At 51.5% G+C, this 21,894-nt stretch carries 21 protein-coding genes and 2 pseudogenes; all 23 read left to right on the top strand.

Annotated elements, in window-relative coordinates; genetic code table 11:
- Window positions 1–20: 20 nt before the first annotated feature.
- A pseudogene (locus AC0QUU_RS02040) lies at window positions 21–284 on the top strand (VirD4-like conjugal transfer protein, CD1115 family); the annotation flags it as partial.
- Between the two features lie 56 nt (window positions 285–340).
- Window positions 341–2,191 (top strand): recombinase family protein, encoded by a 1,851-nt coding sequence (locus AC0QUU_RS02045; protein WP_206197938.1) that lies wholly within the window; start codon window positions 341–343, stop codon window positions 2,189–2,191.
- A gap of 78 nt (window positions 2,192–2,269) precedes the next feature.
- Complete coding sequence (locus AC0QUU_RS02050; RefSeq protein ID WP_005930684.1) at window positions 2,270–2,449, top strand: transposon-encoded TnpW family protein; 180 nt, start codon at window positions 2,270–2,272, stop codon at window positions 2,447–2,449.
- Between the two features lie 134 nt (window positions 2,450–2,583).
- Window positions 2,584–2,880, top strand: coding sequence for a P-loop NTPase family protein (locus AC0QUU_RS02055; protein ID WP_005930687.1), 297 nt, complete (start codon window positions 2,584–2,586; stop codon window positions 2,878–2,880).
- A 185-nt stretch (window positions 2,881–3,065) separates the two neighbouring features.
- A complete protein-coding gene (locus tag AC0QUU_RS02060) occupies window positions 3,066–3,899 on the top strand; it encodes a methyltransferase domain-containing protein (protein ID WP_002584969.1) in 834 nt (277 codons plus the stop codon).
- A gap of 131 nt (window positions 3,900–4,030) precedes the next feature.
- The gene (locus tag AC0QUU_RS02065; protein ID WP_016147288.1) at window positions 4,031–4,327 is read left to right on the top strand and encodes a DUF3847 domain-containing protein; all 297 of its coding nucleotides are present in this window, start codon (window positions 4,031–4,033) and stop codon (window positions 4,325–4,327) included.
- 61 nt (window positions 4,328–4,388) lie between these two features.
- Complete coding sequence (gene mobQ / locus AC0QUU_RS02070) at window positions 4,389–5,501, top strand: MobQ family relaxase (RefSeq protein ID WP_474544392.1); 1,113 nt, start codon at window positions 4,389–4,391, stop codon at window positions 5,499–5,501.
- Between the two features lie 55 nt (window positions 5,502–5,556).
- A complete protein-coding gene (locus AC0QUU_RS02075) occupies window positions 5,557–5,889 on the top strand; it encodes a transposase (protein WP_072524275.1) in 333 nt (110 codons plus the stop codon).
- Window positions 5,886–6,794, top strand: coding sequence for an IS3 family transposase (locus tag AC0QUU_RS02080; protein ID WP_474544391.1), 909 nt, complete (start codon window positions 5,886–5,888; stop codon window positions 6,792–6,794). The genes AC0QUU_RS02075 and AC0QUU_RS02080 overlap by 4 nt, the downstream gene beginning before the upstream one ends.
- A gap of 47 nt (window positions 6,795–6,841) precedes the next feature.
- The gene (locus AC0QUU_RS02085) at window positions 6,842–7,444 is read left to right on the top strand and encodes a hypothetical protein (protein ID WP_474544393.1); all 603 of its coding nucleotides are present in this window, start codon (window positions 6,842–6,844) and stop codon (window positions 7,442–7,444) included.
- A 15-nt stretch (window positions 7,445–7,459) separates the two neighbouring features.
- Window positions 7,460–9,361: an AAA family ATPase gene (locus AC0QUU_RS02090; RefSeq protein ID WP_035393622.1), complete on the top strand. Its 1,902-nt coding sequence runs from the start codon at window positions 7,460–7,462 to the stop codon at window positions 9,359–9,361.
- Between the two features lie 86 nt (window positions 9,362–9,447).
- Window positions 9,448–10,941, top strand: a pseudogene (locus AC0QUU_RS02095) (VirD4-like conjugal transfer protein, CD1115 family); the annotation flags it as partial.
- Window positions 10,942–11,008: 67 nt separating this feature from the next.
- Window positions 11,009–11,224, top strand: a complete 216-nt coding sequence (locus AC0QUU_RS02100) for a Maff2 family mobile element protein (protein ID WP_002604482.1) — start codon at window positions 11,009–11,011, stop codon at window positions 11,222–11,224.
- A gap of 85 nt (window positions 11,225–11,309) precedes the next feature.
- The gene (locus AC0QUU_RS02105) at window positions 11,310–12,161 is read left to right on the top strand and encodes a VirB6/TrbL-like conjugal transfer protein, CD1112 family (protein ID WP_003502113.1); all 852 of its coding nucleotides are present in this window, start codon (window positions 11,310–11,312) and stop codon (window positions 12,159–12,161) included.
- Between the two features lie 10 nt (window positions 12,162–12,171).
- Entirely contained in the window at window positions 12,172–12,720 is a 549-nt protein-coding gene (locus tag AC0QUU_RS02110; RefSeq protein WP_002604480.1) for an MT-A70 family methyltransferase, read from the top strand.
- A 1-nt stretch (window position 12,721) separates the two neighbouring features.
- Entirely contained in the window at window positions 12,722–13,114 is a 393-nt protein-coding gene (locus AC0QUU_RS02115) for a PrgI family protein (protein WP_002604479.1), read from the top strand.
- Window positions 13,074–15,470: a VirB4-like conjugal transfer ATPase, CD1110 family gene (locus AC0QUU_RS02120; protein WP_474544394.1), complete on the top strand. Its 2,397-nt coding sequence runs from the start codon at window positions 13,074–13,076 to the stop codon at window positions 15,468–15,470. The genes AC0QUU_RS02115 and AC0QUU_RS02120 overlap by 41 nt, the downstream gene beginning before the upstream one ends.
- Window positions 15,467–16,423 (top strand): DNA-methyltransferase, encoded by a 957-nt coding sequence (locus AC0QUU_RS02125; RefSeq protein ID WP_044942460.1) that lies wholly within the window; start codon window positions 15,467–15,469, stop codon window positions 16,421–16,423. Before AC0QUU_RS02120 ends, AC0QUU_RS02125 begins: the two co-directional genes overlap by 4 nt.
- On the top strand, window positions 16,420–18,387 hold the full coding sequence (locus AC0QUU_RS02130; RefSeq protein ID WP_044942463.1) for a C40 family peptidase: 1,968 nt from the start codon (window positions 16,420–16,422) through the stop codon (window positions 18,385–18,387). The genes AC0QUU_RS02125 and AC0QUU_RS02130 overlap by 4 nt, the downstream gene beginning before the upstream one ends.
- A 21-nt stretch (window positions 18,388–18,408) precedes the next feature.
- Window positions 18,409–18,675: a DUF4315 family protein gene (locus AC0QUU_RS02135; protein ID WP_003508256.1), complete on the top strand. Its 267-nt coding sequence runs from the start codon at window positions 18,409–18,411 to the stop codon at window positions 18,673–18,675.
- Complete coding sequence (locus AC0QUU_RS02140) at window positions 18,665–19,390, top strand: DUF4366 domain-containing protein (RefSeq protein ID WP_044942466.1); 726 nt, start codon at window positions 18,665–18,667, stop codon at window positions 19,388–19,390. The genes AC0QUU_RS02135 and AC0QUU_RS02140 overlap by 11 nt, the downstream gene beginning before the upstream one ends.
- Window positions 19,387–21,462 (top strand): type IA DNA topoisomerase, encoded by a 2,076-nt coding sequence (locus AC0QUU_RS02145; RefSeq protein ID WP_044942468.1) that lies wholly within the window; start codon window positions 19,387–19,389, stop codon window positions 21,460–21,462. The genes AC0QUU_RS02140 and AC0QUU_RS02145 overlap by 4 nt, the downstream gene beginning before the upstream one ends.
- A complete protein-coding gene (locus AC0QUU_RS02150) occupies window positions 21,459–21,827 on the top strand; it encodes a cysteine-rich VLP domain-containing protein (RefSeq protein ID WP_002584962.1) in 369 nt (122 codons plus the stop codon). The genes AC0QUU_RS02145 and AC0QUU_RS02150 overlap by 4 nt, the downstream gene beginning before the upstream one ends.
- Window positions 21,828–21,894: the final 67 nt, after the last annotated feature.

The raw sequence follows: 21,894 nt of genomic DNA on the forward strand, positions 1-21,894 counted from the left end.
CAGTGATATCCTTGAAATAAATGTGTCAACTAATCTTGACAATATCACTCTTTGATAAAGTCGGACAGGCGGTGCGGCTTGCCCCCGGCGCGGATATTTCCGCAAAGATACTGAATATCACGCAGGGATTTTCCGCAGCCTTTGAAAGTGCCTTGCCGAGCATTTACCCGCTGGATTTGCTTGTCGGCATTGTCGGCGCGGTGATTATCCGCTTGATTGTCTATGTCAAAGGGAAAAACGCGAAGAAATACCGCAAGGGCGCGGAGTACGGCTCTGCCCGATGGAGTGCATAATTTTAAGTGTAAAGGACACCTACATGGACGCACAGGAGGTTATGCACATGACTGATTATAGCAAAATTACCGCCCTTTACTCCCGCCTTTCCGTGGGCGACGAGGACAGGGACGGCGGTGAGAGCAACAGCATACAGAACCAAAAAATCTTTTTGGAGAACTATGCCAGAGGACAGCACTTAACCAATATCCGGCACTACATTGACGATGACGAAAGCGGCAGATTTTTTGACCGTTCTGCCTATTCCCGCATGATGGACGATGTAGAAAACGGAAAAATCGGTGTCTGCATTATGAAAGACCTGACGCGCTGGGGGCGCGACTATCTCCAAGTTGGCAACGCTATGGAGATATTCAGACGGAACAATGTGCGCTTTATCGCGGTCAACAACGGGATAGACAGCGAGAAGCCCGACACATTGGAGTTTGCGCCCTTTATCAACATCATGTCGGAGTGGTACGCAAAGGACATCAGCAAGAAAGTAAAGACCGGCATTAAAACGAAGGGCATGAGCGGAAAGCCGATTGCCACCGAAGCCCCCTACGGCTATATGAAAGACCCGGACAACAAGGATTTTTGGATAATCGACGAGGAAGCCGCCGAGGTTGTGCGCCTTATTTTCCGTCTGTTTATCGGCGGGAAGAACCGCAACCAAATCGCCGTATATCTGACGCAGGAGCAAATCCCTACCCCTACTTTCTACATGAAAGACCGGGGACGGGGAACGTGTAAAAACAAGGCGCTCAATGAGGATAACCGCTACAAGTGGAACAAAGTCACCTTGACCCATATCCTCACGCGGCAGGAGTATTGCGGCGATGTAGTCAACTTCAAGACTACAAAGCATTTCCGGGACAAGCGGAACCACTATGTAGACCGGAGCCAATGGCAGATAACCGAAAATGTGCATGAGCCGATTATTGACCGCGCCGACTTTGAAACCGCACAGCGGATTTTGGAAAACGCGCCCGTCAGACGCCCCAACGGGGACGGGGAAATCCACCCTTTGTCGGGCTTGCTTTTCTGTAAGGATTGCGGCGCAAAAATGCACATCCGCATAGATTACAGGAACGGCGGCAAGCGGCATGTTGCCTATTGCAGCGAGTATCACAAGGGGAAAGCCAAAAACCCCAAGTGCCATTCCCCACACATCATCGACGCGGACTTGCTCATGCAGACCGTCGCGGAAGTGCTGAAGAAAATCGAGGACTACTCTATCAGCAACCGGGCGGAGTTTGAAGCCTTAGTGAAAAAGAACCTTGCCATGCAGCAGACCGACCAGACCAAGAAGCAGCAGAAACGTATCCCGCAAATCACGACACGCCTTGAACAGATTGACAAGGTGCTGAATAAGCTCTATGAGGACAACGCCCTCGGCACTATCCCGCAAGACCGCTATGAGCAAATGTCGCAAAAATATTCGGAAGAATACTACACACTGAAAACGGAGCTTGCCACACTCCAAGAGCAGCTATCCGCTTATGAGAACGCGGGAGGGCGGGCGCAGAAGTTTTTGAAGCTGACGGAACGCTATGCCGCCTTTACTGACCTGACCCCCGCCATTCTCAACGAGTTTATCAGCCGGATTGAAGTGCATGAGCGCGACAAGAAAAGGGCAAAACAGGCTGTTCAGCACATCGGGATATATTTTAACTATATCGGCAGATTTGAGAACGAAGTGACGCAGCTTGCAGAGCCTACGGAGCAGGAAGTCCGGCAAATGCGGGAGGAAATCGAAGAAGCCCAAAAGGAAAAGAGCCGCGCCTACCACCGGCAGTATTCAAGGGAGTACCGGGCGCGAAACCTTGAAAAGCAACGGGAATATGACCGCATGAAAGCGCGGGAATACCGGGCAAGGAGAAAGGCGCAGGCCGCCGCCGCAGCACCCGCACAGTAAAACAGAATACCGACAACTAAGAGGGATTTTCCGGGCTACGGGAAATCCCTTTTTCGCGCCCGGAGAAAGGAGCCGCCTATGGCAGAACAGACCCCCGACAGTATCATCACGACACAGAAGAACGGACAGACCATCGTTGCGGAATTGTTTTTCAATCACAGCGGCACAGAAACATTCCGCGACAAGCTGCTCAAAGTGATACTTGCCGACAGCTTGCAGGACGGTCAAGAGCCGGAAAAATCGGAAATTTTGCGATAACAGCCGCCCCGACGATACATTCCCCGTCCGGGCGGTTTTTATCGTCAAAAACGCCGTTTTCTCCAAGTCAAGAGCCGGAGAAAACACCCGAAAAATGCCCCTATTGCGTAACAGGGGCGCAGAAAGGAGAGTTTATGCGAACAGGGCTTCCCAAGCAAAAAAAGACCACAGACATCTGGTTTGATGAGAAAGACCCGTTGATCCATATCCGTACCCACAATACCGACTTGAAGAAGCGGCTTGCCGCCTATGCCGAGCAGCACCCCGATGTGTGCCGCCAGACCGACGCAGACCCGGAAACGGGCTGCATGGAGTTTGACATTGAGAAAGGCCGCTTCTCTTTCCGTCTGACCGCCCCATACAGCGAGGAACGGCGGGAAGCGGCGCGGCGGTACGCCAGAGAGAGCAACGCCGCCGACAGGCTGAAATAGAGTGGAAATGTTCATAGTTTTGTGCTATACTTTTTCTAAAAGCAGAGTAATACTGCGGAATTGATTGGAGGACAACACAATGGTTACATTTATGAGATTAAGATAAAACCGCGAGTTATGTTGCGGTTATCCGTATTGCATAACTCGCTTATTGAAGCAGAGATGTAATTACGGAGGAAAAACAAATGAATAATAATTTATCACGCTTTGCAGACAGCAAGGTTTATTTTCAATGCCCAATTTGCACAAAATCAATGGATATACAAGGCAATAGCCTAATTTGTAGACATGGACATTGCTTTGATATTTCAAGATATGGGTATGTAAATTTGTTGTTAAAATCATCGCCCAAAACCAACTACAGCAAGCGGTCTTTTGACAACCGGCACCAAATTTTGGAGTATGGCATGTATGATGTTGTGTTGGAGAAAATCATACAGTTTATTTCTGATACGCCATCTATAAGAAACATTTTAGATGTTGGTTGCGGCGAGGGTTTCTATGCAAGGCAGATACAGCAAAGAACAGAACGAAACATCTTTGCCTTTGACTTGTCAAGGGAGGCAATACAGATTGCATCAAAAAAAGACAAGCGCAAAGCAGTGAAGTGGTTTGTTACTGACTTATCAAAAATCCCTTTGAAAGACGGAAGTATGGATTGTATTTTAGACATATTTTCGCCTGCACACTACAAAGAATTTCAGCGATTGCTATCTCCTAACGGATATGTTGTGAAAGTAATTCCTACGAAAAATCATTTGAGGGAAATCAGGACTAAAGTGCAAGCACACTTGAAAAATCCAGATTATTCAAATGAGTCTGTCGTTGAATATTTTGAGAAATATCTTAAAACCATTTCAAGAGAAACGGTTTCAGCCACCGTACAGTTGTCATCAGAACAAAGAATGTCGTTTATTGAAATGACGCCGCTTCTCTTTTGCGTTGAAAAAGATTGCGTTGATTGGCGTACTCTCACACATTTGACAATCGAAGCTGATGTTTTAATAGGAATGTATTAAAGGGCGTATTGATATTTAATATTCCCATTTATTGAGCAGAACGGAGTAAACCAAACACCCTAATCAAAAGGACAGCCGAGGAAATCGACTGTCCTTTTTCTATGCCGACAGGTAGAAAGGAGTGACCACCCATGACGAAACCGAGAGAAAAAAACCGCGAGGAATTGCAAGCCGAGATTGAGGACGGGAAGAAGAAAATCCGGCAGCTTGAAAACCGGGAAAAGGTGTTGCGGCAAAAGTTATCCCAAGAGGAACGCAGGACGCGCAGCCATCGGCTGATCGTCCGGGGTGCGGTCTTTGAGAGCATTGTGCCGGAAGCCAAGACCATGACCGACGAGGAAGCCGCCGCCTTTCTCCGGCTTGCCTTGACGAGCGAGGAAGCGCGGGCTTATCTGAAAAAACGCACCAAGGGCGGGAAAAGCGAATAATCCCTTTGGCACAAAGGGCGCACTTATACACCCTTACGGGTGCGTGCGCTCTGCCGAGGGCTTGTCGGCACAGAGAGAAAGCCGCTTGCTTCCCTCTCTGACCGACATTGGCGGCTTTGCCGCAACAAGGGGCTGCACCCCTTGCGCCGCTTACGCGGCTATCCCTGCACACCCACAAAAACAGTACACCCGCCGTTGGCGTCTGTACCATTTTTGCGGGTTTTATTATCCTATCCGGGAGGTGATACCCATAGCCATCTACCATTGTAATATCAGCATTGTCAGCCGGGGCAAGGGCAAATCAGCCGTTGCCGCAGCCGCCTACCGAAGCGGCGAAAAGTTGACAAATGAGTGGGACGGAATGACCCACGACTACACCCGCAAAGGCGGTGTTGTCCATACGGAAATCCTACTGCCGCCCAATGCCCCGCCCTCTTTCTCTGACCGTTCAACCTTGTGGAACAGCGTGGAGCTTTACGAGAAAGCCGGGAACGCCCAGCTTGCCAGAGAGATTGACGCGGCGCTTCCCATAGAGTTATCCAGAGAGGAACAGATCCGGCTTGTCCGGGAATACTGTTCCTCTCAATTTGTTTCCAGAGGAATGTGCGTTGATTACGCCATTCACGACACCGGCAAGGGCAATCCCCATTGTCACATCATGCTTACCATGCGCCCCCTTGACGAGCGCGGCGCATGGGCGGCGAAGTCCAAAAAGGAATATGACCTTGATGAAAACGGCGAGCGTATTCGCTTGCCAAGCGGCAAATACAAGGCCCGCAAAGTTGACCTGACCGGCTGGAACGACAAGGGCAACGCGCTTTTATGGCGCAAGGCATGGGCGGATATTTCAAACGCCTACCTTGAACGCGCCGGAAGCCCGGAGCGCATCGACCACCGCAGCAACGCCGAGCGCGGCATTGACGAGCTGCCCACCGTCCACATGGGCGTGGCGGCCTGTCAAATGGAGAAGAAAGGCATAGCCACCGAGAAAGGCGAGCTGAACCGGAATATCCAAAAAGCAAACCGCCTTATCCGGGAAATCCGGGCGCAGATTGGAAAGCTCAAAGAATGGATTGGCGAACTGTTCAAGGCGCGGGAAACCGCCCCGGAGCAGCCCCCGCAATCCCCCGGCCTTGCAAATCTGCTGATGATGGTGTGGTATAAAAAAAGTTGACAGCTTATTCTCAAGGATTTCATAATAAAACCAAGAGAATAAGGAGGTATTCAAAGTGGCACGTAAATATGACCATGAATACAAAGTACAGGCAGTGAAACTTGCCAAAGAAATCGGCGGCGCTAAGGCTGCTAAAGAATTAGGAATCCCTGAAGGAACCATCCATACATGGCTGAAAGCTGTAAGAGCTGGTAAGCTGGATGTTGGGGAAGGTTCCCATACCCCTGCCAGTGCAATGAGCCTGTCAGAAGAAATTACCATGCTGCGTAAGCGGGTGAAGGAGCAGGATAAAGAAATCCGCCGCCTGAAGGAAGAAAATGAATTTCTGGAGGAAGCCAGCGCTTTTTTCGCCGCCAGCCGTCGGAAGTCAGCAAAAACCAGAGAATGATCTTTCTCGCTTTGAAAACAGAGGACGGCAGGATTACCGGAAAAATTTCATTTTATTGCCGGATGCTTGGTATCAGCCGGCAGGGCTTCTATAAATATCTCGCAAACAAAGACCGTCCATGGAAGTACCAGGATCTGGCGGATGCCATGAAAGAAATCATCAGTGAGGATGAATGTAACGATACTTATGGACGGATCCGGATGTATCAGGCGCTGTTGCTGAAGCAGCCGGAGGGCGTACATATACCCAGTGAACGGACCGTATACCGGGTTATGGATCAGATCGGCCTGAGCCATCGGCCAAAGAGAAAGCCGAATGGACTTACAAAGGCAGACCGGGAAGCCATGAAATCGGATGATCTGTTGAAGCGGGATTTCCATTCAGATGCCCCATTAGAAAAATGTATTACAGATGTCACGGAGATCCCGGCACGCAATGGGAAACTGTATGTATCTGCGATTTTCGACTGCTTTGATCTTAGCGTCCTCGGTCTGTCAATGGGGACAAACATGAAAGCAGATCTGTGTATCCAAACACTGGAAAATGCCCTGACTGCATATCCCGCATTGGAAGGAGCGATCATCCACAGTGACCGTGGGACACAGTATACCAGTGAGTCTTACCGCCAGACCATCCGGGAGCACCACATCCACCAAAGCATGAACAGTGCAGGAGGACGCTGCCATGATAATGCACGCTGTGAGAGTATGTGGGCCAGAATGAAGACAGAGCTCCTTTATGACCGCTATGACACAAGGCAGATGACGGTAGAGGAATTAAAGGCGCTCATTTGGAGATACTTCCTCAGCTACTGGAATAACCGGAGGATCTGCTCTGCCAATGGCGGGCTTCCTCCCATGATAAAACGCAGACAGTATTATGAGGATTTGGAACTGGTAGCATAGTCAGTGATATCCTTGAAATAAATGTGTCAACTAATCTTGACAATATCATGAAGTATTTAAGCGTTCAGAGAGAAAAGAGCCGGAAGTATTCGCAGAGTTGGCAAAGGCAGCACACCGCCGACGAACTGAAAACCGTTGCAAAGGCGGTCAACTATCTTTCCGAGCATGGCATTTCCACCCTTGACGAGCTGGACGCTGCCCTTTCCTCTGTCAGCGACCAAGCCGACGCTATCCGGGAGGGCATGAAAACCGCCGAGAAGCGCATGAAAGAATTGCAAAAGCTGATTGAATACGGGAAGAACTACACCGAGTACAAGCCCATTCACGACGAGCTGAAAAAGCTGAAAAATGGCTGGACGAGCAAGCGCGACAAGTACGAGGAAGCCCACCGCGCCGAGCTTACGCTATGGAACGCAGCGAGCCGCTATCTCCATGCAAATCTGCCGAAAGGGACAAAGACCTTGCCTATCTCTGAATGGGAAAAAGAGTACGCCACTCTCAGCGGGCAGAGAACAGCGGAATATACCAAGCTGAAAGAAACCCGCGCCGAGGTTGCCGAGCTGCACAATATCCGCAAGTGTGTTGACATTGCGCTGAAAGCCGACCAGCCGGAGCAGACCCGCGCCAAGCGGCACGACTTAGAACGATGAAAGGAGTTGAGCTTTTTGTATTACACCCAAGAACAGATAGACCGGGCGAACCAAGCCGACCTTGTTTCTTTCCTGCAATCACAGGGCGAGCAGCTTACCCGCGCCGGGAATGAATACCGCTGGAAACGGCACGACAGCTTGACCGTCCGGGGAAACAAGTGGTACAGGCACAGCCAGAGCAAGGGCGGCGGCCCCGTTGATTTTGTTATGGAGTTTTTCGGCAAGAGCTTCACCGAAGCCGTAGAACTTCTCACAGGAGAAAAGGGAGCCGCACCGCCGCCGGACAGACCTTGCCCCGCGTCCCTATCCGACTTCCGGCTACCACCCCCAAACAGCGACAACCGAACAGCGAGGAACTACCTCACAACAGCCCGCCGCATTGATGAAGATGTGACGGGCTTTTTCTTTGCCCGCGGCGATATTTACGAGGACGCAGCCCACCACAACGCCGTATTTGTGGGGCGGGACGAGGACGGAATACCGCGCTACGCCCACAGCAAAGGAACGGCGGGAAACTTCCGGCTTGATGTGAAAGGCAGCGACAAAGCCTTTAACTTCTGTTACCGGGGCGAGGGCGAAAGATTGTTTGTCTTTGAAGCACCCATTGACCTGATCTCTTTCCTCTGCCTGTTCAAAAAGGAATGGCAGAAGCAAAGCTACCTGTCATTGGGCGGCGTGGGAGAAAAAGCCCTGCTCCGCTTTCTCTCTGACCGTCCGAACATCAAGACCGTTTACCTCTGCCTTGACAGCGATGAAGCCGGGAACGACGCTTGCAGCCGCCTTGTAAAGCTCATGCCGGAGGGCTATACCGTCCACCGGCTTATCCCTCTTTTCAAGGATTGGAACGAGGTATTGCAGCACCGGGCAGAAATCACAGACGGGAAGTATATCCGGGAAGCTGTTTACGGCTTGAAAGAGCCGCCGCAGGAAGAAACCGTCGAGATTATCCGCATGAGCGAGGTTGACACGCAGACCGTTGAATGGCTATGGGAGCCGTATATCCCGTTTGGGAAAGTAACCATTGTGCAAGGCAACCCCGGCGAGGGCAAGACCACCTTTGCCCTACGCCTTGCCGCCGCTTGTACCAACCGCAAGCCGTTCCCCCACATGGCAGCGCATGAGCCATTCAATGTGATTTACCAGACCGCCGAGGACGGTTTGGGCGACACCATCAAGCCCCGCCTTATGGAAGCCGAAGCAGACCTTGACCGTGTTCTTGTCATTGATGAGAGCAAGCAGGGGCTTTCCCTTTCCGACGAGCGCATAGAGAGAGCTATCCGGCAGACCGGGGCGCGGCTGATTATCCTTGACCCCATACAGGCGTACATGGGCGAAAAGACCGACATGAACAGGGCAAACGAGGTGCGCCCCATGTTCCGCCGCCTTGCCGATGTTGCCGAGCGTACCGGGTGCGCCGTTATCCTTATCGGACACTTGAATAAAGCCGCCGGAGGACAGAGCGCATACCGGGGCTTAGGTTCTATTGACTTCCGCGCCGCAGCAAGGAGCGTCCTGCTGATTGGGCGCGTGAAGCGGGAGCCAAATGTGCGCGTTATCGTCCATGACAAATCTTCCCTTGCGCCGGAGGGCAAGCCCGTTGCCTTTTGCCTTGACCCGGAAACGGGCTTTTCGTGGATAGGCGAGTATGACATTACCGCCGACGAGCTGCTATCCGGCGCGGGCGGCAACACGGCCACCAAGACCGAACAGGCGGAACGGCTGATACTTGACCTGCTTGCAGACGGGAAAGAGCTTGCCAGCGAGGAAATTGTAAAGGCCGCAGCCGAAGCCGGAATATCTGAAAGGACGGTGCAGAACGCCAAGCGCAACATGGGCGGTGTTTTGGATGCAAGGCGCGTCGGCGGTCAATGGTACAACTTCATCAAGAAGAAGCAGCCGCCCGAACCCGCAAGCTGAAAACGCAAAGTGCAGACCCTTTGCGCTTTGCACTTTCGCGCTTTCACTTTGATTGTGCGTCAATAACTCAAAATAGCACTTGACAAAACGCTTCATGGGGAAACGCCGAAGATATTAAGCCCTACATAGACCCGGAGTTTCAAAACAACATCATTTTGACACAGACGGAACGCCTTACCATGAACAGCCGCCCGAAGCAGCCGAAGTACGCAAGAAATAAGAACGTCGTCGTGATCGGCGGCAGCGGCAGCGGAAAAACAAGGTTTTTCGTCAAGCCGAATTTAATGCAGCTTCATTCCTCTTACGTCTTGACAGACCCGAAAGGTACGGTTTTGATTGAGTGCGGGAAGCTGCTGCAACGGGCGGGCTACCGCATTAAGGTACTGAATACGATTAACTTCAAAAAATCTATGCACTACAACCCCTTTGTGTATATCCGCAGCGAGAAAGATATTTTGAAGCTGGTAAATACGTTGATAGCGAATACCAAAGGTGAGGGAGAAAAAAGCGCGGAGGATTTTTGGGTAAAGGCAGAACGGCTTTTGTATTGCGCGTTGGTGGGCTACATCTGGTACGAAGCCCCCGCCGAGGAAATGAACTTTATTACCCTGTTGGAACTTATCAACGCCAGCGAAGCCCGCGAGGACGACGAGGAATATCAAAGCCCCGTCGATTTGCTGTTTGCCGACTTGGAAGAACGCGACCCCGACCATTTCGCGGTGAAGCAGTACCGAAAATATAAATTGGCGGCGGGCAAAACCGCAAAATCAATCCTCATTTCTTGCGGTGCGAGGCTCGCTCCTTTTGATATAAAGGAATTGCGCGATCTTATGTCCTACGACGAATTAGAACTTGACACGTTAGGCGACAGAAAAACAGCTTTGTTTTTGATTATGAGCGATACGGACAGCACGTTTAATTTTGTTATCGCTATGCTGCAATCGCAGTTATTTAATCTCTTGTGCGACAAGGCCGACGACGAATACGGCGGCAAGCTGCCGGTTCATGTTCGCTGCCTGTTAGACGAGTTTGCAAACATTGGACAAATCCCGCAGTTTGAAAAATTGATTGCCACAATCCGCAGCCGGGAAATCTCGGCTTCTATCATTCTGCAATCGCAGAGCCAGCTAAAAGCCATTTACAAGGACGCGGCAGAAATCATACTTGACAATGCCGACAGCACCTTGTTTTTGGGAGGGCGCGGGAAAAATGCAAAGGATATTTCGGAGAACTTGGGACGTGAAACAATCGACAGTTTCAACACTTCCGAAAATCGCGGCACGCAGGTTTCTCATGGCCTCAATTATCAGAAATTGGGAAAGGAGTTGATGACACAGGACGAAATCGCAGTTATGGACGGAGGAAAATGTATTTTGCAGTTGCGCGGCGTGCGCCCCTTTTTCAGCGATAAGTACGATATAACGCAGCACCCGAACTACAAATACCTTTCCGACTTCGACAAGAAAAACGCTTTTGACGTTGAACGGTATATGTCCACCCGTCCGGCAATCGTAAAGCCCGACGAACCCTTTGACATATACGAAATAGATTTGTCCGACGAGGACGCAGCCGCCGAATAAAAACGGCGGCATTTTTATTTCCAACAACATTTTTTGAGCCGTTTTAGCGGCAGAAAGCGAGGTTTATATGGATTTTTTCAACAGCGCAGTTGACGTATTGCAGACTTTGGTAATCGCGCTTGGCGCAGGACTTGGCATTTGGGGCGGCATTAACCTCATGGAGGGGTACGGCAACGATAACCCCGGCGCGAAGTCGCAGGGCATGAAACAGTTGATGGCGGGCGGCGGCGTTGCCCTTATCGGCCTTACCCTTGTCCCGCTGCTCTCCGGCCTGTTTGGATAATGCCACAAACTAACACTACCCGCCGCGCTCTCCCGCTTCACGCGGGAGGGCGCGGGAAAGGAGGGATTAGCTTTTGATATGGCAGATGATTGAAGATTGGTTTCGCGGCATTTTGACAGACGGAATACTCTCTAATCTCTCCGGGCTGTTCGACAGCGTAAATACAGAGGTTGGAGAAATCGCAACGCAAGTCGGCACAACCCCCGCCGGGTGGAACGCGGGCATATTCAATATGATACGCAGCCTATCGGAAAACGTCATTGTGCCGATTGCGGGCGTTATCATTACCTTTGTCATGTGCTACGAACTAATCCAGCTTGTAATTGAGAAAAACAATCTGCACGATCTCGACACTTGGATTTTCTTCAAGTGGATTTTCAAAACCTTTGTTGCGGTGCTGCTGGTAACAAATACTTGGAACATCGTCATGGGCGTATTTGACATTACACAGAGCGTCGTCAACGACAGCGCGGGCGTTATCATATCCGACACAAGCATAGATATTGCAACCGTTATCACCGATATAGAAGCAAAGCTGGACGCTATGAGCGTCGGCGGGCTTTTGGGGCTATGGTTTCAATCACTCTTTGTGGGGCTTACCATGAAAGCGTTGTCTATCTGTATCATGCTGGTGGTGTACGGGCGCATGATTGAAATATACCTTGTAACGAGTATCGCCCCTATCCCCGTTGCGACAATGGTAAATCGTGAATGGGGCGGCATGGGACAGAACTACTTAAAATCCTTGCTTGCCCTCGGTTTTCAGGCTTTTCTAATTCTTGTGTGCGTCGGTATTTATGCGGTTTTGATACAGACAATCGCAGCAACCGATGACATATCCGGCGCGATCTGGTCTTGCATGGGCTATACCGTCCTCTTGTGTTTTACGCTTTTCAAAACGGGAAGCCTTGCAAAATCCGTATTCAGCGCGCATTAAGGGGGTGCAGATGAAGAAATACAAAATCATTTACGCCGATCCCCCTTGGAGATACGCGAGAAGCAAGGTACAGGGCGCAGCGGAAAAGCACTATCCCACTATGAGTATTGAGGAACTTTGCGCTTTACCCGTCAAAGAAATTGCGGATAAGGACTGTATTTTATTCCTATGGGCGACGTTCCCGCAGCTTAAAGAAGCGTTGCAGTTAATCAAGGCTTGGGGATTTACCTATAAATCCGTTGCCTTTGTATGGTTAAAGCAAAATCGGAAATCGCCCACTTGGTTTTATGGCTTGGGCTTTTGGACGCGAGGAAATGCGGAAATCTGCTTGCTTGCTACCAAAGGACACCCGAAGCGACAATCAAACAAGGTACATCAATTTATTATTTCCCCTGTTGAGCAGCACAGCAAAAAGCCGGATATAACGCGGGAAAAGATACTTGCCCTTATGGGCGACCTACCGCGTATTGAACTGTTTGCAAGGCAGCATACCCCTGGTTGGGACGTATGGGGAAATGAAATCAAAAGCGACATACGGTTTGCCGGAAAGGAGGTTTGAAATGGCGTATGTAACCGTCCCAAAGGATTTAACCAAAATCAAGAGCAAGGTAATGTTCAACCTTACCAAAAGACAATTACTCTGTTTCGGCGCGGCGGTGGCTATCGGGCTACCGCTATTCTTTTTGACAAAGGACAGCGCGGGAACGACAACGGCGGCTTTGTGCATGGTGCTTGCCATGCTGCCCATGTTCCTACTCGCTATGTACGAGAAGAACGGGCAACCGCTGGAAGTGATTATACGGCAATTTGTGGAAGTGAAGTTTCTTCGCCCCAAAGAGCGACCTTATCAGACCAACAATTTTTATACCGCCCTTGCGCGGCAGGAGCGATTAGATAAGGAGGTACGGGCGATTGTCAAAGGAAAAGGGAAAGACCCAAAACAAAAAGCGTAAACTTACGCGGCAGGAAAAGAAACAGATCGACGCGCTTATCCGGCAGTCAAAGGGCGACGGGAAGCCCCATACGGCGCAGGACAGCATACCGTTTGAACGAATGTATAAGGACGGGATTTGCCGCCTTGCAAACGGGCGGTATTCCAAGTGCATTGAGTTTGAAGATATTAACTATCAGCTTGCGCAGCCGGACGACAAGACCGCCATTTTTGAAGCCCTTTGCGATATGTATAACTCTTTTGACGCTTCTATCAGTGTGCAGCTTTCCTTAATCAGCCGCCATGCGAACAAGGAGGATTTCAAGAGCAGTATCACGATTGCCCCACAGAATGACGACTTTGACAGTATCAGAGCCGAATACACCGAAATGCTGCAAACACAGCTTGAACGCGGCAACAACGGGCTTATCAAGACAAAGTTTCTCACCTTTACCATTGAAGCAAAAGATATTAAATCGGCGCGGGCGCGGCTTGCCCGTATCGAAACGGACACCCTCAACCATTTTAAGGTGATCGGCGCGGCGGCGCGGGTATTGGACGGGAAGCAGCGGCTTGAAGTGCTGCATGGGCTTTTCCACCCGGACGGGGAACGCTTCAACTTTGCGTGGGAATGGCTACCCGTAAGCGGCCTTTCCGTCAAAGACTTTATTGCCCCGTCCTCTTTCCGTTTTGGCGACGGGCGAATGTTTCAAATGGGCGGGAAGTTTGGCGCGGTTTCCTTTTTGCAGATTGCCGCGCCGGAACTTTCAGACCGTATGCTTGCCGACTTCATGGAAGCGGAAAACGGGATTGTCGTCAATCTGCACATTCAGAGTATCGACCACAACGAAGCGATCAAGACGATCAAGCGGAAAATCACCGACCTTGACCGTATGAAAATCGAGGAACAGAAAAAGGCAATCCGCAGCGGCTACGATATGGATATAATTCCGTCCGACCTTGCCACCTACGGCGGCGAAGCGAAAAACCTACTCCGCGATTTGCAGAGCCGCAACGAAAGAATGTTTCTGCTCACGCTGCTTGTCTTAAACCTTGCAGATACCAAGCAGAAATTGGATAACGAAGTATTTGGGGCGGCGGCAATCGCACAGAAATACAACTGCATTTTGACCCGCCTTGACTACCGGCAGGAACAGGGGCTTATGTCCTCTATCCCGTTGGGGGAAAACCTTATCCATATCCAGCGCGGCTTGACGACCAGCAGCACCGCCGTTTTCGTTCCCTTTACGGTGCAAGAGCTGTTCCAAAGCGGCGAAGCATTGTATTACGGCTTAAACGCCCTTTCCAACAACATGATTTTGTGCGACCGAAAGAAGCTGAAAAACCCCAACGGCTTGATACTCGGCACACCGGGCAGCGGCAAAAGTTTTTCTGCAAAACGCGAAATCACAAACGCTTTTCTTATCACGTCCGACGACATTATCATTTGCGACCCCGAAGCCGAATATTATCCCCTTGTCGGACGTTTGAAAGGACAGGTTATCAAGGTTTCGCAGAACAGCACGCAGTACATTAACCCTATGGATATTAACCTCAATTACAGCGAGGGCGACACGCCCATAGCCTTAAAGAGCGATTTTATCCTTTCCTTTTGTGAGTTGATTATGGGAGGTAAAAACGGGCTGGAAGCTGTTGAAAAGACCTTGATTGACCGCGCTGTTATCAGCGTGTACCGCAACTACCTTGCCGACCCGAAGCCTAAAAATATGCCGATTTTGGGCGACCTCTACGACGAAATCAAGAAGCAGCCGGAAAAGGAAGCGCAGCGTATCGCGGCGGCATTGGAACTCTATGTAAACGGCAGCTTGAACATTTTTAACCACAGGACAAACGTTGACATTCATAACCGCCTTGTCTGCTTTGATATTAAGGAACTCGGTACGCAGCTTAAAAAAGTCGGTATGCTTATCGTCCAAGACCAAGTATGGAACAGAGTAACGGTAAACCGCAGCGAGGGCAAGGCGACGCGGTATTACATCGACGAGTTTCATTTGCTGCTCAAAGAGGAACAGACCGCAGCGTACAGCGTTGAGATTTGGAAGCGTTTTAGAAAGTGGGGCGGTATTCCGACAGGTATCACCCAAAACGTGAAAGATTTGTTGTCGTCCCGCGAGGTGGAGAACATCTTTGAAAACTCGGACTTTGTGTATATGCTCAACCAAGCCCAGGGCGACAGGGAAATCCTTGCAAAGCAGCTTAACATTTCGCAGCAGCAAATGACCTATGTAACCCATTCCGAAGCGGGCGAGGGGCTTATTTTCTACGGCAACGTGATTTTGCCCTTTATTGACCGTTTCCCGCAAAATACAGAACTCTATCGCGTCATGACGACCAAACCCGGCGAGATGTCGGCATGAGGATAGAAACGGACAAAATCTATTGCGGCGACAGCTTGCAGGTACTTCAAACCTTGCCGGATAACTGTATGGATTGTTGCGTAACGTCCCCGCCCTACTATGCTTTGCGCGATTACGGCACAGACGGGCAGATCGGGCGGGAAGCAACGCCGGAGGAATATGTTTCCCGCATTACGGCGGTTTTCCATGAGGTAAAGCGGGTGCTTACGCCGGAGGGTACTTGTTGGCTGAATATCGCGGACACTTATTGCGGCACAGGCAGCAAAGCCGACCACCAAGACCCGAAATACCCCAAAGGCAGGAACGGGCAGCAAGTGGCGGTAAACCACCGCGCCCCCGGCTGCAAGCCGAAAGACCTAATCGGTATTCCGTGGCTTGTAGCCCTTGCCTTGCGGGGCGACGGTTGGTATTTGCGCAGTTCTATCATTTGGCATAAGGGGAACCCCATGCCGGAAAGCACGCGGGACAGGCCGACCCGCTGCTATGAATATGTGTTTCTGCTTACCAAGTCAAAGAAGTATTTTTACGATTGGCAAGCGGTAGCCGAGCCGATAGCCCTCACAACGGCGGGTCGGCTGAAAAGCGGAGTTAGCAAAGGAAACAAGTATAACGTTACTGTTCCGGGGCAAAACCAACCGCAGAAAATCAACCGCCCCCGCGAAAAGGGCGCATACGCCGATGAGTTGATATGCCCCGTCCGCAGCCGCCGCAACGTTTGGCAGATCAACACAGCTTCCTATCGCGGCGGGCATTTCGCAGCTTTCCCGCCGAAACTTGCGGAAACGTGCATTTTGGCGGGCTGTCCCGTCGGCGGGATTGTCCTTGACCCGTTTTTAGGCAGCGGAACCACCGCAGCGGCGGCAAAAAGCCTTGACCGCCGCTATATTGGTATTGAGATCAACCCCGAATACTGTAACCTTGCGAAACAGCGGATTGGAGGTGAAAGCCCATGAGCAAGGAATGGAAAGCCCCGGACAAGGTAACGCAGAAAATGACCCGCGACGGTGCGGTTGCGGAAAACCTCACGACGGGCGAAACGTCCAGTATCAGCGAAAGGCCGCAGGAGGAAAACTATTCAGCCCCCGCAGGCGCGGCAGCGGAAAAGGTTGTGCAGCATATCGGCGCAGAGATTGAGCGACACGCAGCAAAAGGCGCGGAGAAAAAAGCCCTTGACGCGGCGCAGCCTAAAACCCATTCTTCCCGCTTGCAGTTTTCCGAAGCGGAACGGGCAACGCCGGACCTGCAAAAGGCAATCAAAAAATCCGATACGGCGGCTGACCGTTTAGACAAAGCGCGGGCAGCTATCCCCAAACAGACCAAAATCAAGAAAGAGCGCGTTTTTGACGAAGCCAAAGGCAAAGCAAAGACGCGCCTTGCTTTTGAAAAAACGGATAAGCCCCCAAACGGCAAGTTGCGTCATAACCCGTTATCCCGTCCGGCGCAGGAATTGGACGCCGCCGTACATGGAAAAATCTATGAGGTGGAGAAAGAAAACGTCGGTGTGGAAAGCGGACACAGGATAGAACTTGTGGGCGAGAAAGCGGGCGGCATGACGACGCGGGCAGTAAAACGCGGCATACGCAGCCATAAGCTGAAACCTTACCGGGCGGCGGCAGCAGCCGAGAAAAAGGCAGCAAAGGCAAACGCCGATTTTCTCTATCAAAAGGCGCTGCATGATAACCCCGCCCTTGCGCACTCTAACCCGATTTCCCGTTTTTGGCAAAAGCAGCGCATTAAAAAGCAGTATGCAAAGGCGTTGAAAACGGGCGGCAAGGTGAAAAAGACCGCCGAAGCCACCGCAAAGGCAGCAAAGAAAACGGCGCAGGAAACCAAACGGGCGACGTTCTTTGTCGTCCGGCATTGGAAAGGCTGTTTGATCGTGGGCGGGATTGCCTTTATCGTGCTTCTGTTTTTCGGCGGTTTGTCCTCTTGTTCCCTGTTCGGCGGCAACAGCGGAAGCGGCTTGATTGCGTCGTCCTATCTCTCCGAGGACGCGGATATTACAGGCGCAGAAAGCGCGTATGTCGCTATGGAAGCCGAGTTACAGGATATGCTGGATAACATCGAAAGCGAATACCCCGGCTATGACGAATACCGGGTAACGGCTGACGAGATCGAGCATGACCCGTATGTGCTAATCTCTATCCTCTCCGCTTGGCATGAGGGCGTGTTTACTCTCGATGAAGCGCAAAGCACCCTTGAAATGCTCTTTGATAAACAGTATATCTTGACGGTTACGGAGGAAGTCGAGGTACGCTACCGCACCGAAACGCGGACGGACAGCGAGGGCAACGAATACGACGTTGAAGTAGCCTATAACTATTACATTCTCAATGTGGATTTGGAAAACTTCAACCTCTCCCATGTTCCCGTTTACATTATGGGCGAGGAACAGCTATCCATGTACGCTATGTATATGTCGTCGCTTGGGAACAGACCCGACCTTTTCCCGCAATCCGGCTATATTTCAAAATACTATGAAAACCCGCCAGCGGATTATGAAATCCCGCCCGCCTATCTGGAAGATGAACAGTTTGCGCGGCTCATTGAGGAAGCGGAAAAGTATGTCGGTTTTCCTTATGTGTGGGGCGGCAGCAGCCCGGAAACCTCTTTTGATTGCAGCGGTTTTGTTAGCTATGTGCTGACGAACAGCGGCCTATACAATACGGGCAGACTTGGGGCACAGGGGCTTTACAACATTTCAACCCGCGTTTCCAACCCGCAGCCGGGGGATTTGGTTTTCTTTACGGGTACATACGACACACCGGGCGTATCTCATGTGGGTATCTACGTTGGCGAGGACGGGGACGGAAGCCCCGTCATGCTGCATTGTGGCGACCCGATACAATACGCAAAACTTGATACAAGCTATTGGCAATCCCATTTTTACGCCTATGGGCGGCTACATTACAACTGACTTTGAAAGGAGTTTATTTCTATGGCAAACACGAAACTTGACCGTATCGAACGGGATATTGAGAAAACGAGGGCGAAAATCCTTGAATACCAAAAAAGACTGAAAGACCTTGAAGCGCAGAAAATCGAGGAAGAAAATGCGCAGATCGTTCAAATGGTGAAAGCGGTACACCTTGACGGGGCGCAGCTTGCCGCGTTCCTCTCCGCTTACGCCAGCGGCGAAATTGCTTTGCCGCAGCCGGACGCAGACTATACCGACGAACAGGAGGAAACCGAAGATGAAGCATAAAAAACTGTTCCGCAGCGTTACCGCTTTGCTTGCCGCCCTTGTACTCATGGGCGGCTTTTCTGTTACCGCTTTTGCGGGCGGCGGTGACGTGAGCGACGAGCCGCCTACCCCCGTAACCGAAACCGAGCCGGAAGAAACGACGGGCGGCTATGAGCCGCAGCCTTTAACGCCGGAGGGCAACATGAGCCTTGTGGACGACATAACGGGCGAAGCGTCCGGCGATAAGCAGTTTATTACCGTCGTTACGAAAAACGGAAACTATTTTTACATCATCATTGACCGCGCCGAGGACGGAGAAAACACCGTCCATTTCCTCAATCAAGTTGATGAAAAAGACCTTTTGCAGCTTATGGAGGACGAACAGACCGAAGCCCCCGCTTGTAGCTGTACTGAAAAATGCGTTGCCGGAAGCGTCAACACCGATTGCCCCGTTTGCAGCGTCAATATGAGCGAGTGCGCGGGCAAGGAAGCCGAGCCGGAGCCGGAAGAAACCGAGCAGCCGGAGCCGGAGGAAGATAAAGGCGGCGGCATGGGCGGTGCTATTCTGCTTGTCGTGCTGCTTCTTGCCGCAGTAAGCGGCGGCGCGTTCTATTACTTTAAGATTATGAAGCCCAAAAAGGACGCGGCAAAAGGCAGCAGCAACCTTGACGATCTCGATTTTGACGAGGACGACGAGGAAGAATTAGAAACCGAGCAGGAGGACGAGGAAGTATGAAACTTGTAATTGCAGAGAAACCGAGCGTCGGGGCGGCGATTGCCGCCGTTATTGGCGCGAATGAAAAGCGCAGCGGATATTTTGAGGGCAGCGGCTACCTTGTGTCGTGGTGTATCGGGCATTTGATTAGCCTTGCAGACGCGGCAACCTACAACGAGCAGTACCGAAAATGGAAGTATGACGATCTCCCCATTGTCCCGCAGGATTGGCAGTTTACCGTTGCCAGCGGCAAGGAGCAGCAGTTTTCCGTACTCAAAGACCTTATGCAGCGCAGCGACGTTTCCGAGATTGTCAATGCGTGCGACAGCGGGCGCGAGGGAGAACTCATTTTTCGATTTGTCTACGAACAGGTAAATTGCCAAAAGCCCTTTTCCCGCCTTTGGATTAGCAGCATGGAAGAAAGCGCAATCCGCGAGGGCTTTTCAAACCTCAAAGACGGGCGCAGCTATGACAACCTCTATCAATCCGCGCTTTGCAGAGCAAAGGCAGATTGGCTTGTCGGGATTAACGCGACCCGCCTTTTCTCTATCCTCTATCACAAAACGCTGAATGTCGGCAGAGTGCAGACGCCCACCCTTACCATGCTGGTAAACCGCGACTATGCGATCAGCAGCTTTAAGAAAGAAAAATATCATGTTGTCCGTCTGGACGCGGGCGGTGTTTCGGCTTTGTCCGAAAGGCTGAACGAAGAAGCGGCGGCGCAGCAGATGAAAGCGGCTTGCGAGAAATCGCAAGCCGTTTGTACTTCCCTCAAAAAAGAGAAAAAGACCGTTGCACCGCCGAAGCTGTTTGACCTTACCGCGTTGCAGCGCGAAGCCAACCGCCTGTACGGGTTTACGGCGAAACAGACCCTTGATTATGCGCAAGCCCTCTACGAAAAGCGGCTTTTGACCTATCCCCGCACCGACAGCAAATATATCACTTCCGATATGCAGCGCAGCACAAAGGAACTCATTACCGGGCTTTGTTCGCTGCTTCCCTTTATGCGGGACGTGAAGCTGCAAGCAGACCTTACAAGGGTTTGCGACAACAGCAAAGTAACCGACCACCACGCTATTTTGCCGACAGCCGAGTTTTTGAAAACGGGCTTTTCTTCCCTTACCGACAGCGAAACAAAACTTATGACCCTTGTATGCGCGAAGCTGCTTTGCGCCGCAGCCGCGCCCTATGAATATGAAGCGGTTACGGCGGTTATCTCTTGCGGCGGTTATACCTTTACCGCAAAGGGAAAGACGACGCTTTGCGAGGGGTGGCGTGAGATTGAAAAGCTGTCCCGCGCCGCGTCCGAGGAACAGGACGAGGACGCAGAGCCGGAAACCGTTTTGCCGCCGCTTGCCGAGGGGCAGACCTTTGACAATCCGGCAGCGGAGATCTCCGAGCGTTACACGCAGCCCCCAAAGGCATTTACCGAAGATACGCTTCTGTCCGCTATGGAGAACGCGGGCAAGGAAGAAACGCCGGAGGACGCAGAGCGCAAAGGGTTAGGCACTACCGCAACGCGGGCGGGTATCATTGAAAAACTCATTAGCGCGGGCTTTGCCGAGCGCAAGGGCAAAAAGCTAATCCCCACAAAGGACGGGTATAACCTTGCCGCTATCCTGCCCGAAGTCCTTACGTCCCCGCAGCTTACGGCAGAATGGGAAACCCGCCTTACCGGGATTGCCAAAGGCAGCGACAGCCCGGACGATTTCATGCGCAGCATTGAGGAAATGACAGCGGGGCTTGTCAAGACCTATTCCGCGATTTCCGAGGATAAAGCGAAGCTGTTTACCCCGCAGCGGGAAGCAATCGGCACTTGCCCCCGTTGCGGCGCGGCGGTTTACGAGGGCAAGAAAAACTTTTACTGCTCCGACAGGGCTTGCAGCTTTGTGATGTGGAAGAATGACCGCTTTTTTGAGCAGCGCAAAAAGGCTTTCACAAAGGCGATTGCCGCCGCCCTTTTGAAAGACGGAAAGGTAAAAATCAAAGGTATGTACTCGACCAAGACGGGAAAGACCTTTGACGGAGTTGTGCTGCTTGCCGACACAGGCGGCAAGTATGTAAACTTCCGCGTCGAGCAGAACCGAAAATGATAAGGCTTGATGAAAAGCAATACCGCGCCGTAAAGAAAATGACCCGCGCCGCTTGTGCAAACAACGATTGCGGGAATTGTCTGCTGCTGGACGACGGGGAAACTTGCGTTTGTGTGCAGAGTATCAGCTATTCGCTGCTATGCCGCTATTTCCGCGAAGCGGTATTACCCGCCGACAGGCAGCTTTGCGAACAGATCACCCGCAGCGGGGAAACCGATTTGAAGCGTTGCGCGGTATGCGGCAGCACGTTTGCGGCGGGCAGCAACCGGGCGAAATACTGCCCCGATTGCGCGGCAAAGATACGCCGCAGACAGAAAGCCCAAAGCGAGAGAAACAGGCGTTTACGGATAAAAACAACTACATAGCAAGCACAGCAAACGAGTACCCGTTTGCGAGAAATGCCCGCGCTTCCCATAGAGAGCGCGGGCATTT

The sequence above is a fragment of the Mediterraneibacter sp. HA8405 genome (assembly GCF_056148955.1).

Bases quoted from the DNA above. Each gene is read 5' to 3' on its own strand.
- AC0QUU_RS02055 (WP_005930687.1), top strand. From the start codon at position 2,584: ATGCGAACAGGGCTTCCCAAGCAAAAAAAGACCACAGACATCTGGTTT.
- AC0QUU_RS02045 (WP_206197938.1), top strand. From the start codon at position 341: ATGACTGATTATAGCAAAATTACCGCCCTTTACTCCCGCCTTTCCGTG.
- AC0QUU_RS02135 (WP_003508256.1), top strand. From the start codon at position 18,409: ATGGCAAACACGAAACTTGACCGTATCGAACGGGATATTGAGAAAACG.
- AC0QUU_RS02080 (WP_474544391.1), top strand. From the start codon at position 5,886: ATGATCTTTCTCGCTTTGAAAACAGAGGACGGCAGGATTACCGGAAAA.
- AC0QUU_RS02110 (WP_002604480.1), top strand. From the start codon at position 12,172: ATGAAGAAATACAAAATCATTTACGCCGATCCCCCTTGGAGATACGCG.
- AC0QUU_RS02060 (WP_002584969.1), top strand. From the start codon at position 3,066: ATGAATAATAATTTATCACGCTTTGCAGACAGCAAGGTTTATTTTCAA.
- AC0QUU_RS02115 (WP_002604479.1), top strand. From the start codon at position 12,722: ATGGCGTATGTAACCGTCCCAAAGGATTTAACCAAAATCAAGAGCAAG.
- AC0QUU_RS02130 (WP_044942463.1), top strand. From the start codon at position 16,420: ATGAGCAAGGAATGGAAAGCCCCGGACAAGGTAACGCAGAAAATGACC.
- AC0QUU_RS02125 (WP_044942460.1), top strand. From the start codon at position 15,467: ATGAGGATAGAAACGGACAAAATCTATTGCGGCGACAGCTTGCAGGTA.
- AC0QUU_RS02140 (WP_044942466.1), top strand. From the start codon at position 18,665: ATGAAGCATAAAAAACTGTTCCGCAGCGTTACCGCTTTGCTTGCCGCC.
- AC0QUU_RS02150 (WP_002584962.1), top strand. From the start codon at position 21,459: ATGATAAGGCTTGATGAAAAGCAATACCGCGCCGTAAAGAAAATGACC.
- AC0QUU_RS02105 (WP_003502113.1), top strand. From the start codon at position 11,310: ATGATTGAAGATTGGTTTCGCGGCATTTTGACAGACGGAATACTCTCT.
- AC0QUU_RS02050 (WP_005930684.1), top strand. From the start codon at position 2,270: ATGGCAGAACAGACCCCCGACAGTATCATCACGACACAGAAGAACGGA.
- AC0QUU_RS02085 (WP_474544393.1), top strand. From the start codon at position 6,842: ATGAAGTATTTAAGCGTTCAGAGAGAAAAGAGCCGGAAGTATTCGCAG.
- AC0QUU_RS02100 (WP_002604482.1), top strand. From the start codon at position 11,009: ATGGATTTTTTCAACAGCGCAGTTGACGTATTGCAGACTTTGGTAATC.
- AC0QUU_RS02065 (WP_016147288.1), top strand. From the start codon at position 4,031: ATGACGAAACCGAGAGAAAAAAACCGCGAGGAATTGCAAGCCGAGATT.
- AC0QUU_RS02145 (WP_044942468.1), top strand. From the start codon at position 19,387: ATGAAACTTGTAATTGCAGAGAAACCGAGCGTCGGGGCGGCGATTGCC.